Annotated in this window: 14 protein-coding genes and 1 tRNA gene; all 15 read right to left on the bottom strand. The window is 43.3% G+C overall.

Going from position 1 to position 15,725, the window contains the following annotated elements; all coding sequences use genetic code 11:
• On the bottom strand, nt 1–90 hold a 90-nt coding region (locus tag K217_RS07545; RefSeq protein ID WP_038028164.1), incomplete at its 3' end, for a GTP-binding protein.
• 18 nt (nt 91–108) lie between these two features.
• Nucleotides 109–2,196 (bottom strand): elongation factor G, encoded by a 2,088-nt coding sequence (gene fusA, locus K217_RS0107350; RefSeq protein WP_029552470.1) that lies wholly within the window; start codon nt 2,194–2,196, stop codon nt 109–111.
• Nucleotides 2,197–2,207: 11 nt separating this feature from the next.
• Nucleotides 2,208–2,690 carry a 30S ribosomal protein S7 gene (gene rpsG / locus K217_RS0107345; RefSeq protein WP_029552469.1) on the bottom strand — a complete coding sequence of 161 codons (483 nt, stop codon included), beginning with the start codon at nt 2,688–2,690 and terminating at the stop codon, nt 2,208–2,210.
• Complete coding sequence (rpsL, locus tag K217_RS0107340; RefSeq protein ID WP_029552468.1) at nt 2,690–3,088, bottom strand: 30S ribosomal protein S12; 399 nt, start codon at nt 3,086–3,088, stop codon at nt 2,690–2,692. The genes rpsG and rpsL overlap by 1 nt, the downstream gene beginning before the upstream one ends.
• Nucleotides 3,089–3,110: 22 nt before the next feature.
• Nucleotides 3,111–7,796 carry a DNA-directed RNA polymerase subunit beta' gene (gene rpoC / locus K217_RS0107335; protein ID WP_029552467.1) on the bottom strand — a complete coding sequence of 1,562 codons (4,686 nt, stop codon included), beginning with the start codon at nt 7,794–7,796 and terminating at the stop codon, nt 3,111–3,113.
• Nucleotides 7,793–12,193 (bottom strand): DNA-directed RNA polymerase subunit beta, encoded by a 4,401-nt coding sequence (gene rpoB / locus K217_RS0107330; protein ID WP_029552466.1) that lies wholly within the window; start codon nt 12,191–12,193, stop codon nt 7,793–7,795. The genes rpoC and rpoB overlap by 4 nt, the downstream gene beginning before the upstream one ends.
• Nucleotides 12,194–12,317: 124 nt before the next feature.
• Entirely contained in the window at nt 12,318–12,707 is a 390-nt protein-coding gene (gene rplL, locus K217_RS0107325) for a 50S ribosomal protein L7/L12 (RefSeq protein ID WP_029552465.1), read from the bottom strand.
• A 12-nt stretch (nt 12,708–12,719) separates the two neighbouring features.
• Nucleotides 12,720–13,256, bottom strand: coding sequence for a 50S ribosomal protein L10 (gene rplJ, locus K217_RS0107320; RefSeq protein WP_029552464.1), 537 nt, complete (start codon nt 13,254–13,256; stop codon nt 12,720–12,722).
• On the bottom strand, nt 13,253–13,978 hold the full coding sequence (rplA, locus tag K217_RS0107315; RefSeq protein WP_029552463.1) for a 50S ribosomal protein L1: 726 nt from the start codon (nt 13,976–13,978) through the stop codon (nt 13,253–13,255). The genes rplJ and rplA overlap by 4 nt, the downstream gene beginning before the upstream one ends.
• Nucleotides 13,979–13,981: 3 nt before the next feature.
• Nucleotides 13,982–14,419 carry a 50S ribosomal protein L11 gene (rplK, locus tag K217_RS0107310; RefSeq protein WP_029552462.1) on the bottom strand — a complete coding sequence of 146 codons (438 nt, stop codon included), beginning with the start codon at nt 14,417–14,419 and terminating at the stop codon, nt 13,982–13,984.
• A gap of 40 nt (nt 14,420–14,459) precedes the next feature.
• Nucleotides 14,460–15,185 (bottom strand): transcription termination/antitermination protein NusG, encoded by a 726-nt coding sequence (gene nusG / locus K217_RS0107305; RefSeq protein WP_029552461.1) that lies wholly within the window; start codon nt 15,183–15,185, stop codon nt 14,460–14,462.
• On the bottom strand, nt 15,185–15,379 hold the full coding sequence (gene secE / locus K217_RS0107300) for a preprotein translocase subunit SecE (protein WP_029552460.1): 195 nt from the start codon (nt 15,377–15,379) through the stop codon (nt 15,185–15,187). The genes nusG and secE overlap by 1 nt, the downstream gene beginning before the upstream one ends.
• 13 nt (nt 15,380–15,392) lie before the next feature.
• Nucleotides 15,393–15,465, bottom strand: a tRNA-Trp gene (locus K217_RS0107295).
• Entirely contained in the window at nt 15,465–15,623 is a 159-nt protein-coding gene (rpmG, locus tag K217_RS0107290) for a 50S ribosomal protein L33 (protein WP_029552459.1), read from the bottom strand. The genes K217_RS0107295 and rpmG overlap by 1 nt, the downstream gene beginning before the upstream one ends.
• Before the next feature lie 11 nt (nt 15,624–15,634).
• Nucleotides 15,635–15,725, bottom strand: a 91-nt coding sequence (locus K217_RS07690) for an EF-Tu C-terminal domain-related protein (protein ID WP_155991139.1), incomplete at its 5' end; no start/stop codon positions are given.

Below are 15,725 nucleotides of genomic sequence, written 5' to 3'. Positions count from 1 at the left end.
AGAGGTAAGGGTAGATTTGCCGTGGTCTACGTGTCCTATGGTTCCTACGTTGACGTGCTCCTTATCTCTTACAAACTTCTCCTTTGCCATATTCTCTACCTCCTTAATCTATGATTTAAGAGCTCCTGTTCTTTCTCCAATTATTTGTTCTGCCACATGCTGTGGCACTTCTTCGTAATGAGAAAATTTCATTATAAACGTTCCTCTTCCCTGTGTCAAGCTCCTCAGTGTGGTGGCGTATCCAAACATTTCCGCAAGTGGCACATAGGCTTTAACCACTGTTATGACACCTTTGTTTTCCATACCCATTATCTTGCCCCTTCTGGAGTTTAAATCTCCTATAACATCACCTACGTATTCTTCAGGAGTTTCCACCTCTACTTCCATCACAGGTTCCAAAAGAACTGGGTCTGCCTTTTTCATTGCCTCCTTAAATGCTATGGATCCGGCTATTTGGAAGGCTATGTCTGAAGAGTCCACCTCATGATAAGAACCATCAAAAAGTCTAACCTTAACATCCACCACCGGATACCCAGCAACCACTCCGCTCTGCATAGCTTCTTTGACACCTTTCTCCACAGAAGGTATAAACTCCTTCGGTATAACGCCACCTACTATGGCGTTTTCAAAGACAAAGCCTTGTCCTCTTTCTAAGGGTTCTATTTCTATGATTGCGTGTCCGTATTGACCCCTTCCACCGCTCTGCCTTATAAACTTTCCTTCTCCAATAGCCTTTTTCCTGATGGTTTCCTTGTAGGCAACCTGAGGTCTGCCTACGTTGACTTCTACACCGTATTCCCTCCTCATCCTATCCACAATGATCTCCAAGTGGAGTTCTCCCATGCCGTGTATAAGCACTTGCCCAGTCTCTTGATCCACAGTGGCCTTAAAGGTTGGGTCTTCCTTCATGAACTTATTTAGGACTTGAGACAACTTTTCTTGGTCCTTCTTTGTCTTTGGTTCTATCGCCATAGAAATAACCGGTTCTGGGAATTCAAGCTTTTCTAAAACTATGGGATGTTTTTCATCGGAGAGAGTATCTCCTGTGATCGCATCAAGCCCTACCGCAGCTACTATCTCACCCGCACCTGCTTCCTGCACATCTTCCCTTGAGTTAGCATGCATAAGCAAAAGTCTTCCTATCCTTTCTTTCCTGTCTTTTGTAGCGTTATATACGTAAGAACCTGCATAGACTTTACCAGAGAATACCCTAAAGTATGTTAGCTGTCCTGCATATGGATCGCTCATTACCTTAAACACGTATGCACAGAAAGGCTCCTCGTCCAGAGGCTTTCTTTCTTCTTCTTGACCAGTTTTGGGATTTATTCCCTTAACCGGAGGTATGTCCAATGGGGAGGGTAGATAATCTATTACCGCATCCAAAAGGGGCTGTATCCCCTTGTTTTTGAAGGCAGCACCACACAGAACTGGCACAAGCTTTCTCTCTATGGTAGCTTTTCTTAGCACTTTCTTGAGTTCTTCTACCTCAATTTCTTCACCCTCTAAATACTTCATCATGAGCTCATCATCCTGTTCTACTATAGCCTCCACCATTTTTGCTCTCCATTCCTGAGCTTTTTCCTTGTAATCCTCTGGTATATCCACTGTTTCGTATCGAGCACCCAGCGTTTCCTCAAGCCAAATGATAGCCTTCATTTGCATAAGGTCTATTACGCCTTTGAACTGATCTTCTGCACCTATGGGTATTTGAATAGCAACCGGTCTAATGCTAAGTTTGTTTTCTATTTCTTTGAAAACTCTGTAGAAATCTGCGCCGAGCCTGTCCAACTTATTTATGAAGGCAATTCTTGGCACGCCAAATCTGTCTGCCCACCTCCAGTTTGCCTCAGACTGAGGTTGCACACCTTCCACTGCGGAGAATATGAAAATGATGCCGTCCAAAACCTTCATGGATCGCACCACTTCCACAGAAAAGTCCACGTGACCCGGTGTGTCTATGATGTTTATTTGGTGGTCTTTCCAGTAGCACGCAGTGGTAGCTGCGGTTATGGTTATACCCCTTTCCTTTTCCTGGGGCATCCAGTCCATGGTTGCAGCACCTTCGTGCACCTCTCCTATTTTGTAGGTTTTTCCTGTGTAATACAGTATCCTTTCAGTGGTGGTGGTCTTACCTGCATCTATATGTGCAACTATACCTATGTTTCTTAGTTTCTCTATAGGGACCAACCTTGGCATTTCTTACCTCCTTACCATCTAAAATGAGCAAAAACTTTATTTGCTTCTGCCATCCTGTGCATTTCTTCTTTTTTCTTTATAGCTCCACCTTTACCTTCCAAAACATCCAACAGTTCTGCTTTTAGCCTCTCTACCATAGTATAGCTTCCTCTGTGTCTAGGTCTTTCTCTTGCTGCTTCTACCAACCACTTTAAAGCCAAACTGATCTGCCTTCTTGGAGGAACCTCTATGGGAACCTGGTAGGTTGCTCCTCCTACCCTTCTGGGCCTTACTTCATACTCGGGCTTTAGAGCATCCACAACTTTGTGCAAAAGTTCTACCGGATGCATCTTGGCTACCTTGGAAGCTTCTTCCAAGGCTGTGTATACTATCCATTCTGCCACGCTTTTTTTACCGTCCTTCATCACTTTGTTTATGAGCTTATGAACTATCACGTCTCCGTATTTTGGATCTGGTGGAATCTCTCTTGGTTTAACTGGACCTTTCCTTGGCATTACTTTTTACCTCCCGCTTGAGCTTGCTGTTTTGGTTTTTTTACACCGTACTTAGACCTAGACTGCTTTCTGTTGGCAACTCCTGCAGCGTCTAAGGCACCCCTTATGATTTTGTATCTAACGCCAGGCAAGTCCTTTACCCTACCTCCTCTAACCAAAACTATGGAGTGTTCCTGCAGGTTGTGTCCTTCTCCCGGAATGTAAGCTGTTACCTCTATGCCGTTGGACAATCTAACCCTTGCAACCTTTCTCAGAGCAGAGTTTGGCTTCTTTGGAGTAACGGTATAGACCCTGACGCAAATACCCCTCTTTTGGGGATTACCTTGCAAAGCAGGCGCTTTACTCTTTTTCTTCTTTTTCTCTCTTCCATACTTAACCAACTGATTAAAGGTCGGCATTCCTACCTCCTAAAGCTATTTATTATACCATACCTTTTTTAACTTCCACCTCTTCTACTTCCAACAAGCTGTATTCTCCCACACCAGTTCCAGCAGGAATGATATTACCTATGATGACGTTTTCCTTTATTCCTCTTAGCTCATCCACTTTTCCTTCGCAGGCGGCATCTGTGAGCACCTTTGTAGTTTCTTGGAAGGAAGCGGCAGATATCCAACTGCTGGAAGTTAGTGCCGCTTTGGATATACCAACGAGGATGGGTTCAACCTTTGGGATTTTACCACCCTCTTCTTTTATCCTTTTTATCTCTTCTCTCAATTCTTCCACATCCACCTCTTCATTGATCAGGAACCTGCTGTCTCCTGGATCTATAACCCTTCTTTTTCTTAGCATCTGTCTGATTACTATTTCAAAGTGCTTATCGTTTATTTCTACTCCTTGCAGTCTATATACCATTTGCACTTCTTTCAAAAGGAACTTATGTAGTTCGTCCACTCCCTTGATCCTAAGGATTTCATGTGGGTCTGGTATGCCGTCGGTTAATGGGTCTCCCGCAGAGACAGTATCTCCATCCCTAACTTGAAGGTGCTTACCTTTCGGCACAAAGTATTCCCTCTGTAGGCCTGTTTCTTTGTTATACACCACAACCTTAAATCCTCTTCCCTTTATCCTAACCTGACCATCCATATCTGCTGTAATACTGTCCGTAATCTTTGTACCTTTCTGTATAAACTGTCCGTGAGTAACCAAAATGTACTCATCTTTCTTGATATCATATTTTCTCGTTTCACCAGTTTTTGGATTGAAAAGTATAACTTCGTCCGCATCCTCGTAGATCTTTACAGTTCCATCTATTTCAGATAGAATGGCTGGATTCTTAGGACGCCTTGCTTCGAAAAGCTCTTCTACCCGAGGCAGACCTCCTACGATGTCCTTAACCTTTGCCATCTCTTTGGGGATTCTGGCTAACACATCTCCAGGCTCTACCCAGAAATCTTTTACTACGTAGTATTTGTGCTGGATTTCTGTCCCTTCCGATTCGGTGCAGGTTGGGCAAAGGTACCACTCCATACTTATTTGCTCAGGTGGAATGCTTATGATGGAGTTTACTGGAAGGTCATAAACCACCTCTTTTCCATCTTCAGTAACCACAACGATCCTTGGGGTGTGGAGCATAGCGTCCTTTGGCCTGGTAAAGGACACTACTGTAGAGGTCTTTCCTGTTAATGGATCTCTCTCTTCCTTTACGGTTATATCTAAGGCTATATCCTTCAGTTCTACCTTTCCGGAGACTTCTGCTATTATGTAGGTGTTGAATGGGTCCCATTCTGCCAAAACAGTGTTTTCTTTAACCCATGCATCCTCCTCTACCTTGATCACTGCAGAATACGGAACTGCGTGCCTTTCTACCATCCTCCCATCCTTATCCAGTATGCCTATGGCACCGTCCTTTGAAATGTTTATCTTTCTTCCGTTTCTGTCGGTTATAAGCTTAATGTTGTAAAACTTTACTCTTCCTTCTGTTTCGTTCAAAAGCTCTCCCTTGGCCCTTTCCGCTATTGCCGCACCGCCTATGTGGAATGTTCTCATCGTTAGCTGTGTTCCTGGCTCTCCTATGGACTGGGCAGCTATGATCCCAACAGCCTCTCCTATATCCACAAGCTTGCGCTGAGACAAGTCCCAACCATAACACATAGCACATATGCCAAACTCCGCTTCGCACGTCAAAGGTGAGCGCACTTTAACCTTTTCTATACCCCTATGCACTATCTTCTCCGCAAGTTCTGGATCTATTATGGTATTCCTCTCTGCGATAACCTCTCCTGTGTATGGGTCCATTACGTCTTCTGCCAGCGTCCTTCCTATAATCCTGTCTTTTAAGGGAACCTTTTCCTCTCCTCCTTCCACTATGGCGGTCATCTCTATTCCTTTGGTAGTTCCACAATCCCTTTTGGTAATCATTATGTCTTGGGTTACGTCCACAAGTCTTCTGGTAAGATAACCTGCAAAGGCTGTCTTTAGAGCTGTGTCCGCAAGACCCTTTCTTGCACCGTAGGTTGAAATAAAGTATTCAAGCACAGAAAGTCCTTCCCTGAAGTTTGCAGTTATGGGGGTTTCTATAAACTCACCCGTGTGCTTTGCCATAAGTCCCCTCATCGCAGCAAGCTGTCTTATCTGATCTCTGTTACCTCTTGCACCAGAGTTTGCCATCATGTATATAGGGTTAAAGGTTCCAGGGTAGACTTTGTCCCTCTCCTGACGGGAAGACTTTTCTATCTCATCAAACATAGCTCGGGATACCCTGTCCGTTATCTCTGACCAAAGGTCAATGATTCGGTTGTATCTTTCTTTTGATGTTAGGATCCCTTTTCTGTAGAGTTCAAATATTTCATCTGTTTGTTGGAATGCTTCTTTGAGTATGTCCTTTTTCACCGCTGGTACCTGAAGGTCTTCTATGCCTATGGAAACGCCTGCTTTAGTTGCCATCATAAAGCCAAGGTCTTTGATGTTATCAAGAACTTGAGCGGTTACTTCTACTCCATACATTTCGTAAATTTTGGAAATAAGCTTTGAAATAGCTTTTTTGTCTAAGACCTCATTCAAGAAGGGAAAGTCCTTTGGAAGTACGCTGTTTATAAGCACTCTTCCGGGAGTGGTTTCTATAACTTTTCCGTCCTCCAGTCTTAGCTTTATTGGAGCATGCACATCCACCACGCCGTTCTCTAACGCAAGCAAAACCTGTTCTCTGCTGTAAAAGAGCTTACCTTCCCCCTTTACACCCCTAACCATCTGACTCAGATAGTAAAGGCCAAGCACAATATCTTGGGAAGGCAAAGTTATGGGCTTTCCATGAGCTGGTGAGAGTATGTTTTGGGTGGAAAGCATGAGTATGTAAGCTTCCAGCTGGGCGTGGATACCTAAAGGAACATGAACTGCCATTTGGTCCCCATCAAAGTCCGCATTAAATGGAGGGCATACCAGAGGGTGAAGCTGTATAGCCTTTCCATCCACGAGCACTGGTTCAAAAGCTTGGATGGACATCCTGTGAAGGGTAGGCGCTCTGTTGAGCAGAACTGGATGCTGTTTTACCACCTCTTCTAAGCACTCCCAAACTTCAGGAGCCTTGTTTTCTACGAGCTTTTTAGCACTTTTGATGGAAGTAGCATAGCCTTTCTCTTCCAGTCTTCTGTATACAAAGGGTTTGAAAAGCTCAAGGGCCATTATTCTGGGAAGACCACACTGATGCATTTTAAGCTCAGGACCAACTACTATGACAGACCTTCCAGAGTAATCTACCCTTTTTCCAAGAAGGTTTTGCCTAAACCTTCCCTGCTTACCTTTTAGATAATCTGCCAAGGATTTGAGAGGTCTTCCGTTTTGGGTTATGACTCTTCCACCTTTACCGTTATCTATGAGAGCATTGACTACTTCCTGAAGCATTCTCTTTTCGTTTCTTATTATTATCTCAGGAGCATCCAACTCTATGAGTCTTTTCAACCTGTTGTTTCTGTTTATGATCCTTCTGTAAAGGTCATTAAGGTCTGAGGTAGCAAACCTGCCTCCGTCCAAAGCAACCAATGGTCTAAGTTCTGGTGGAAGGACAGGCAGAACTTCAAGAACCATCCACTCAGGCTTGTTCCCACTCTTTATAAAACTTTCTACAAGTTTTAACACTCTGAGCTGTTTTTTAATCTTGCTTTCTGAAAGTTCCCTAAGAACCGTATTCCTTATATCTTCCTCAATCTTTTCAAAAACTGGAATGTCCTTCCTCTTGGACCTTTGGTACTCATAAAACTCCCGTATAGCTCTGTTGCCTGTTAAACAGCCTTCACAGTCTTGGCTGCGTATTTCTCCATTTTGAACGTCCAGATACAACTCTTCGTTAAACACACCCAAAAGAGCCTGATCTAAGGTCATACCTTCTGGAAGCGATAGCTCTATGCCATAAAGTCTGAAATTGTCCGCTACAGCTTTTACCATCTTATGATAGAGTTTTTTGTACTTTACTTCTAACTCTTTGTTCATATCCTCAAAGGAAAGACTATAAGGTTTGACCTCGGCCCTCAGTTTTTTGGCATAAGCTTCCAAATCAAGAGCTGATAGCACCCTTTTTATGACCTCTGCTCCCATACCGCCTTCATATTTGTGCTCCAGATTAACTGCATATTCGCTAAGGTATCTGTCTTCATCGACCACATGAAGTTTTACAAACACCGTATTGCCCATATCGTCCTTGATGGGTATGCTATCTTCGGACTGTTCAAAGGCTGTCCTTTCATCCTCGCTTGGGTACTCTATAACTAAGTAAGATTCAAAGTAGATGATCCTCTCCACATCCCTTGAGGACAGACCCAAAAGGGTGGCGATCTTAGAGGGAGTGCTCTTTAAAAACCATATGTGCACTACTGGAGCAGCAAGCTCTATGTGTCCAAACCTTTCTCTACGAACGTAAGATCTTGTGACTTCCACACCACACCTGTCACATATTGTTCCTTCATACCTCTTTCCTCTGTATTTACCGCAAAGGCACTCGTAATCCTTTATAGGTCCAAATATCTTTGCGCAGAAAAGACCATCTTTTTCCGGCTTGTGGGTTCTGTAATTTATGGTTTCAGGTTTTTTGACTTCCCCATAGCTCCAGCTTCTTATCTCTTCTGGGGAAGCCAGCATCAATTTTATTCTTTCAAAGGGAAGCAAACCTTTTCTCATGTTTCTTCCTCCGTCTTTTTCACTTGATCACAGGGCATATTTGCCCCGTTTTCACATCTTACATCCAAGCCCAAGGCTTTTAGTTCTCTTACCAAAACTCTAAAGGATTCTGGTATGCCGGGGGAATACATGTATTTACCTTTAACTATAGATTCGTAAACCTTGGTTCTTCCTTCAATGTCGTCGGACTTTACCGTGAGCATTTCTTGCAAGGTGTAAGCTGCACCGTGGGCTTCCAAAGCCCAAACCTCCATCTCTCCAAGTCTTTGCCCACCAAACTGAGCTCTACCACCCAAAGGCTGTTGAGTGACCAACGAATAGGGACCTGTGCTCCTTGCATGGATCTTATCATCCACCATATGTATGAGCTTTAACATGTGCATGTAACCAACGGTCACCCTCATGTCAAAAGGTTCTCCCGTTCTTCCATCGTAAAGCACAGTCTTTCCATCTTCCGGAAGACCTGCCATTCTTAAGAGCTCTTTTATGTGTTCCTCACTGGCTCCTTCAAAAACGGGAGTAGCCATGGGTATGCCATATTCCGCATACTCTTGAACAATCTCCTTAAATTCTTGATCGGTAAGAGAATTTAGAAAGTCTTCAATAGCCTTTACGTTTTGACCATCTGGTGTGTCACCCACGCTGTAGATTCTTTTCAAAAACTCTGTAATTTCCTTTCTATCCTTCATTTCTTGTATAAGCTTACTTAGTTTTTTCCCAAGTTCCTTTGAAGCCCATCCTAAGTGTGTCTCAAGTATCTGACCTACGTTCATACGGGATGGAACACCCAAAGGATTAAGGACTATATCCACCGGTGTTCCGTCTTCAAGGAAGGGCATATCCTCCACAGGCAAGACCACCGATATAACACCTTTGTTTCCGTGCCTACCTGCCATTTTGTCCCCTACCTTTATCTTTCTCTTCTGAGCTATATAAACCTTTACGAGAGTAATTACTCCTTGAGGTAGCTCACCCCTCTTGCCTATGGCTTCCATTTTCTCTTCGTAAATTTTTGAAATCATTTCTGTTTGGAACCTTGTCCTATCTCTTATCTCCCTTATTTTCTCGCAGAGCGATTCGTCATCAAACAGATTCTCCGGCTTGGTGATTATGTAATTTAAAAGCAATTCAAACAGTGATTCGTCTATAACCGTTCCCTTTGGATAGGTCTTCTTCTTTACAGTTATGTCTTTGTCCAAGGCTTTACCCAAAACCAAGCTCTTTATCAGCTTGTTCCTGCCCTCCACTATGAGCTTTTTCTTCTTTTCAAGTTCTGCTTCCAACGCTTCCCTTTCCTGTCTTTCTACATACTCTGCCAAGTAATTTCTTTTTTCACCTATCTTTCTTGCAAAGATCTTTACATCCACCACTACCCCTTCCACACCCGGAGGACACCTAAGGGACGTATCCTTTACATCCCTTGACTTCTCTCCAAATATAGCCTGCAGGAGCTTTTCCTCAGGTGTTAGCTGGCTTTCACCCTTAGGAGAAACCTTTCCAACCAAAATGTCCCCTGGTTTGACGTATGTTCCGATTTTTACTATGCCAAATTCATCTAGGTGAGCCAGTGCCTTTTCTGGCACTCCCGGAATAGAGCGGGTTATTTCCTCATAGCCCAGCTTGGTTTCTCTTGCTTCCACCTCCAACTCTTCTATGTGAATGGAGGTGTATACGTCATCCTTGACCAAACGCTCTGATATGACTATGGCATCCTCAAAGTTATAGCCTCTCCATGGCATGAAGGCTACCAAAACATCCTTCCCTAAGGCAAGCTCTCCTTTGTAGGTTGATTGGCCATCTGCAAGCACATCCCCTTTCTTTACCACCTGACCTTTGAATACTAAGGGTCTCTGATTTATGCAGGTATTTTGGTTAGTCCTCTTGAATTTTTCAAGCTCATATATGTCTATGCCTATATCCGTTGGATCGTTTAGGTCTATTTCTTCCGGATTTACCCTCACTACGATTATCTTACCGTCCACCTCTTCCACCACTCCACCTCTCTTTGCAATTACCACCGCTCCGCTGTCCCGCGCTACTATACTTTCCATACCAGTGCCCACCAAAGGAGCTTGTGTGAAAATAAGCGGGACCGCTTGTCTTTGCATGTTAGAACCCATAAGTGCTCTGTTGGCGTCGTCGTGTTCTAAGAATGGTATTAAAGAAGCAGATACAGAAACTACTTGCCTTGGGGATACGTCCATGTAATTAACCTGTTCTGGACGCACTATCTGAATGTCGTTTTTGTATCTTGCATATACCCGGTCAGCTTTAAGTTTGCCATCCTCTCCATAGGGAGTGTACTGTGCTATTACAAAGTTTTCTTCTTCATAAGCAGCCAAATATTCTACGGTGTCTTTGACTATACCGTTTTCAACTTTTCTGTAAGGCGTGATTATGAAGCCGTATTCATTAAGTTGGGCATAGACCGTAAGGGATGTGACCAAGCCTATGTTTTGACCTTCCGGTGTTTCTATAGGACAGATTCTACCGTAGTGGGACGGATGCACGTCTCTGATTTCAAACTTTGCGCTTTCTCTGGTAAGACCACCTGGACCCAAGGCAGAAAGCCTTCTTTTGTGGGTTGTAGCAGAAAGAGGGTTAGTGTTATCCAAGTATTGGGAAAGGGCACCACCCTTCAAAAAGTCATAGATCGCACCGGTTAAGTATCTTGGTTGGAGAAGGTCCTGAGGTTTGAGGTTTGGATCATCCGGACTCACCACCGTGCATCTGTCTCTAAAATACTTTTCCATACGGGCTATGCCTATCCTGCATTGGTTTTCCAAAAGTTCTCCAACTGCACGTACCCTTCTGTTACCCAAATAAGCTATGTCATCCTTCTTCTGCCTTCCATACCGGAGGTCTATGAGATACTTGACCACATTTACAAGGTCTAAGGCACTCAAAAACCTTGCTTCTCCCTCGGTGTAATCCTTTACTCTTACCTCACTCTTGGTTTTGAAAAGCTCTTTGAGAAGCTCTTCTGTTGCCAACCTTTCCTGTCCATCATCATCTACCACCACCAAAGGAGGAAGCTCTTTTAACCTTTCTATATCTGTAGGTTTGAGAACCTTGGGAACGTTATGAACCTTTGCGTTAAGCTTTACCCTACCTACCTTGGAAAGGTCATATCTAGTTATGTCTTTGAAGTATAGCTCAAAATGCGTCCTTGCCCTGCTAATAAGGTGTTCCAACTCCATTACCATAGGTTCAATAGATCTTAGCTTTTTGTATATATCCACCAGCGCAATATCCGATATCCTGAATTTGGAAGGAATCCTTATTTGGCTTCTCTTATCTGAATCCTTCGGTGAGCACTCAGAAATTAATGTCTCCACTATAATCTTACCGTAGGGACTTTTTACCGTGCTTTCCTTAGAAACTGCACATAGCTCTTCTACGCTTATCCTGTCATCCTTGAGCAGTCTCTCCAAAAGATTTAGATCTTCTATGTATCTTTCTTCTATAAACTCCTCCTCTGTCCCCTTCCCTTCCACTATTCCCCTGTATTTGAGTATGGCAAACAAGTAAAAACCTTCTAAATCCTCCAGTTTGTATTCTTCTCCCGTATCTTCATCAAACAAAATGCTATCTCTAACAAGGAGCTTTTTGGTTTCCGGATAAAAGGCTTTTAGTATGCTGTATGCAGTTTCCAAACCAAAGGCTCTAAAGGCATAAGAACCGCCTATTTTCTTCTTGTCCACTCTGCAAGTTAGAATATCAGAGGTGCTTGAAAGCTCAAATTCTATCCTAGAGCCCTTATCCGGAATGATGCTTGCCCTATAAACCATCCGCACTATAGTTGTTTCCTTTTGTCTCTCTTCCTTTTCTTCAAAGAAAACTCCCGGAGAACGTATAAGCTGATTTACCACTACCCTTTCACTTCCGTTTATCACGAAAGATCCGTGTTCCGTCATCATAGGAATTTCTCCGAAATACACCTTCTTCGGTTCGCTAACCCTTTCGCCCTTTTTCGTCTTGGTCCTTAGCCTAACCAGAACCCTTAATGGTGCGGAGTAAGTAAAACCTCTCATCTTACAATCTTCCACGGTGAATTTTTCTTTATACACGAGCTTTGAACCACATTTAGGGCAGTCTACTCCATATCCCCCAAGAAAGCTTGGATCTGAATGGGCTTTATATCCACACCTATTGCACTCCCATTCACCAATTTCGTATCCTAAGTATTCTATGGTAATCTTTTCGTCTGGGTCTTTAAAAGGAAAAGAGGTCCTAAACAGATACTCTAAACCCTTCAGTTCTCTATTCTGGGGAGCTTTTTTAAACTGTATGAAAGACTCAAAAGAATCTTTCGGAACTTTAAGAAGATAGGGAGGAGTAATCAGCTCTTCTCTTTTACCAAAGAATTTTCTTGGAAGAGCTATGTTTCTCTTCATGTCCTTACCTCTACCAAATTTTTAAAGTCAAACAAGAAATTATACCACAGAAGCGTAAAAAAACAAAATACCCCCTTTGGAAATAGGGGGTATAGCTTACTCAAAAGCTCAGTTTTGTAAGTAATCACTTTATCTCTACTTCTGCCCCTGCTTCTTGAAGTTTTTTGGCTATTTGTTCCGCTTCCTCCTTTGAGATTCCTTCTTTTACAGGTTTGGGAGCACCGTCCACCAAATCCTTTGCTTCCTTAAGACCCAAACCTGTTATTTCCCTTATAACTTTTATCACGTTTATTTTATTAGCGCCGGCGCTTTTGAGTATTACTGTAAATTCCGTTTTCTCTTCTGCTGCCGGAGCTGGAGCAGTTGCGGCTCCCGCCGCTACAGGCGCAGCTGCTACCATAGCAGCTGCAGAGACACCAAACTTCTCTTCAAGCCTTTTAACCAATTCGGCAACTTCCAAAACTGTCATGTTACCTATGGCTTCTACTATCTCTTCAATGGTAATAGCTGGCATCTTTATACCTCCTTATTGGGATTTTTTCTCTTCTATGGCTTTTAAAGTAAGAACTAACTTTTGTGGCACACTTTTGAGCGCCAGTATAAGATTAATCAAAGGTGCCTGCAGTGTGCCTATAAGCTTGGATATAAGCACGTCAATTGGAGGCAATTCTGCAAGGGCTTGAACTTCCTGAGGTTTTAAGAACCTACCCGACATAAAACCACCCTTTATGCTTGCTATAGGGTTTTCTGCGTTTAATTCCTTTGAAACTTCAAAGATCTTTTTTGCAACAACCACCGGATCGCCGTAGGCAAAGACCAAAGCGGTAGGACCCACCAGCACTTCTCTGTGATCTGCGACCGCAGTATCCATAAAAGCTCTGTAAAACAGCGTGTTTTTCCCCACCAAAAGCTCTGCGTTCATACTCTTAAGCTCAGCCCTAAGCTTGGTAAGAGGAAAAGCATCTATACCCGAGTAATTAAAAAATATCACCAGATTAGACCTGTTTATTCTATCTTTATATCCATCCACCAGTTTTGCCTTCAACGCCCAAGCCCTTCTCATGCAACCGCCTCCTGTAGTCTTCTTAAAGTTTCTCTTACATCTACTTTTATACCTGGAGTCATTGTCCCAGAAAGAGTTATGCTCTTGACATACTGTCCTTTGGCACCGGGAGGCTTTGCCTTTACCACCGCATCAATCGCAGTGTATATATTCTCAATAAGTTTTCTATCTTCAAAAGAAACTTTACCTACTGGCATATGCACATTACCCGTTTTATCAACCTTGAACTCCACCCTACCCTTCTTTGCCTCCTCTATGGCCTGCTTGACGTTGTTAGTTACTGTGCCAGTTTTCGGATTTGGCATAAGACCTCTTGGTCCAAGTATTTTACCCAACTTTGCCACTTTGGGCATTATTTCCGGAACCGCTATAACCACGTCGTAATCCACCCACTCCTCTTTGAGGATCTTGTTTATCAACTCCTCTCCACCTACGTAATCCGCACCTGCCTCCTTTGCAAGCCTTTGGGCTTCACCTTCTGCCAAAACCAAAACCTTTAGCTCTTTACCTAAGCCATTGGGAAGCACAACTGAACCTCTTACCATCTGGTCTGCATACTTTGGGTCCACTCCGAGCCTCATGGCTAGCTCAACCGTCTGGTCAAACTTGGGACCGCACTCCGCTTGCATTTTCTTTAACAACTGCACCGCTTCTTCCACAGAATATAACTTGTTTTTATCGTATAACTGGACACACTTAGCATACCTTTTAGACCTCTTCATCGCTTACTCCTTCCAACCTTCTATTTCTATGCCCATGCTTTTTGCAGTTCCAGCTATGGTTCTCATAGCAGCGTTTAGGTCTGTGGTGTTCATATCCTTGAGCTTGATCTTTGCTATTTCTCTTAGCTGATCTACGGTTATTTTACCCACCTTTTGCCTCTTTGGATCACTAGAACCACTTTCAATCTTAGCTGCCTTCTTTAGCAGATAAGACGCAGGGGGAGTTTTCATTATAAAGGTAAAGCTTCTATCTTGATAGATGGTGATAACAACCGGCACTATTGTTCCCGGCTCAAATTCTTTGCTCGCCGCATTGAACTGTTTAACAAATTCCATTATATTTACTCCGTGCTGACCAAGCGCTGGACCAACCGGTGGTGCAGGAGTTGCCTGCTGTGCAGGAAGCATAAGCTCCACCGTCGCAGTCACCTTCTTAGCCATTATCTACCTCCATGAAGAATAACACATTATACCATATTTTTCAGAGTTTTTCAACTTGAGAAAAGTCTAACTCCACCGGAGTTAGCCTTCCAAATATGCTGATCAACACAGTTATTTTTTCTCTTTCCGGATGCACCTCTTCTACGGTGCCGGTAAAATTCATAAATGGACCTTCTATGACCCTTACTTGATCTCCCTTTTCAAATAAGACCTTAAGCGGTCTTACTCCCTTCTTCACAAAGGCTATAATTCTTTCTACTTCTTTTTCGTCAAGAGAAGCTACTTTTCCGCCTACCAAGACTGGTTTATACACGTGAGGTGTTTTTTCTATGGCTCTCAGGAGGGTATCGTCCATATCCGCCTTAATAAGCAAGTATCCTGGAAACATCTTAGATTCCAGAATAATCTTTGCCTCTGTCTTGTTTTCTTTGCAGACTATTTTCTGTCCTGGTTTTGATATGGGCGGTGCTTCTACGCATAAGTCTCCTTCTACGCTCTCCAAAACCCTAACCTCTCCATTCTCTATTCTAAAGGTGGTCACACCCTTTTTCCCCAACACGCTTATGTCTCTGTTGTTCCCCCGCAAAGATAGCCTGTACTTTTCCTTCCCCATTGTTTTTATGACTACCTTTTCCTCCGCAGGAACAACAACCTCCTGAACCTTTTCAGAGAGACCTTCCAACTCCAAAACTTTTAGGAAATTCTCCTTAGCGGTTGCCTCTTTACCAGCCTCCACCTGCAAAGCATACCACTTAAATTCACCCATTATCCACCTCTCAGAGAAAGTAAAAAGTTAATGATTCTTACAAAAGCTATATCTAAGATCCAAAGATAAAGACCGATTATTAGGGAGAATATTATAACACTAACTGTAGCCTTAAAAGCCAAACTCTTTTGGGGCCAAGAAACCCTGTTTAACTCTTGTCTTACACCCTTTAAGAAGCTCTTTATCTTTTCCATTCCTTTCTCCATACGGGGCACGGAGGACTCGAACCCCCAACCGCGGGATTTGGAGTCCCGCGCTCTGCCAATTGAGCTAGTGCCCCTACTTTACCTCTCTATGGATGGTGTGCTTTTTGCACCACTTGCAGTATTTTCTCAGTTCCAACCTTTGGGGCTTTTTTTGCTTGTTCTTTGTGGTGGAGTAGTTCCTCCTTTTGCACTCAGTACACGCCAAAACTATTACCTCTCTCACCGCAGCCATGTTTTACCCCCTCAGTCAAGTATTTTTGTGACAACACCTGCACCTATTGTCTTTCCACCTTCCCTTATGGCAAACCTTAAACCTTCCTCCATCGCTATGGGC

The sequence above is a fragment of the Thermocrinis jamiesonii genome (assembly GCF_000702425.1).
GTDB classification, from domain to species: Bacteria; Aquificota; Aquificia; order Aquificales; family Aquificaceae; genus Thermocrinis; species Thermocrinis jamiesonii.
The sequence above is the reverse complement of the archived record's forward strand: the minus strand, read 5'-3'. Positions and strand labels throughout refer to the sequence as shown.

Bases quoted from the DNA above. Each gene is read 5' to 3' on its own strand.
- fusA (WP_029552470.1), bottom strand. From the start codon at position 2,196: ATGCCAAGGTTGGTCCCTATAGAGAAACTAAGAAACATAGGTATAGTT.
- rpsG (WP_029552469.1), bottom strand. From the start codon at position 2,690: ATGCCAAGGAAAGGTCCAGTTAAACCAAGAGAGATTCCACCAGATCCA.
- rpsL (WP_029552468.1), bottom strand. From the start codon at position 3,088: ATGCCGACCTTTAATCAGTTGGTTAAGTATGGAAGAGAGAAAAAGAAG.
- rpoC (WP_029552467.1), bottom strand. From the start codon at position 7,796: ATGAGAAAAGGTTTGCTTCCCTTTGAAAGAATAAAATTGATGCTGGCT.
- rpoB (WP_029552466.1), bottom strand. From the start codon at position 12,193: ATGAAGAGAAACATAGCTCTTCCAAGAAAATTCTTTGGTAAAAGAGAA.
- rplL (WP_029552465.1), bottom strand. From the start codon at position 12,707: ATGCCAGCTATTACCATTGAAGAGATAGTAGAAGCCATAGGTAACATG.
- rplJ (WP_029552464.1), bottom strand. From the start codon at position 13,256: ATGAGAAGGGCTTGGGCGTTGAAGGCAAAACTGGTGGATGGATATAAA.
- rplA (WP_029552463.1), bottom strand. From the start codon at position 13,978: ATGAAGAGGTCTAAAAGGTATGCTAAGTGTGTCCAGTTATACGATAAA.
- rplK (WP_029552462.1), bottom strand. From the start codon at position 14,419: ATGGCTAAGAAGGTGACTGCGACGGTGGAGCTTATGCTTCCTGCACAG.
- nusG (WP_029552461.1), bottom strand. From the start codon at position 15,185: ATGGGTGAATTTAAGTGGTATGCTTTGCAGGTGGAGGCTGGTAAAGAG.
- secE (WP_029552460.1), bottom strand. From the start codon at position 15,379: ATGGAAAAGATAAAGAGCTTCTTAAAGGGTGTAAGACAAGAGTTAAAC.
- rpmG (WP_029552459.1), bottom strand. From the start codon at position 15,623: ATGGCTGCGGTGAGAGAGGTAATAGTTTTGGCGTGTACTGAGTGCAAA.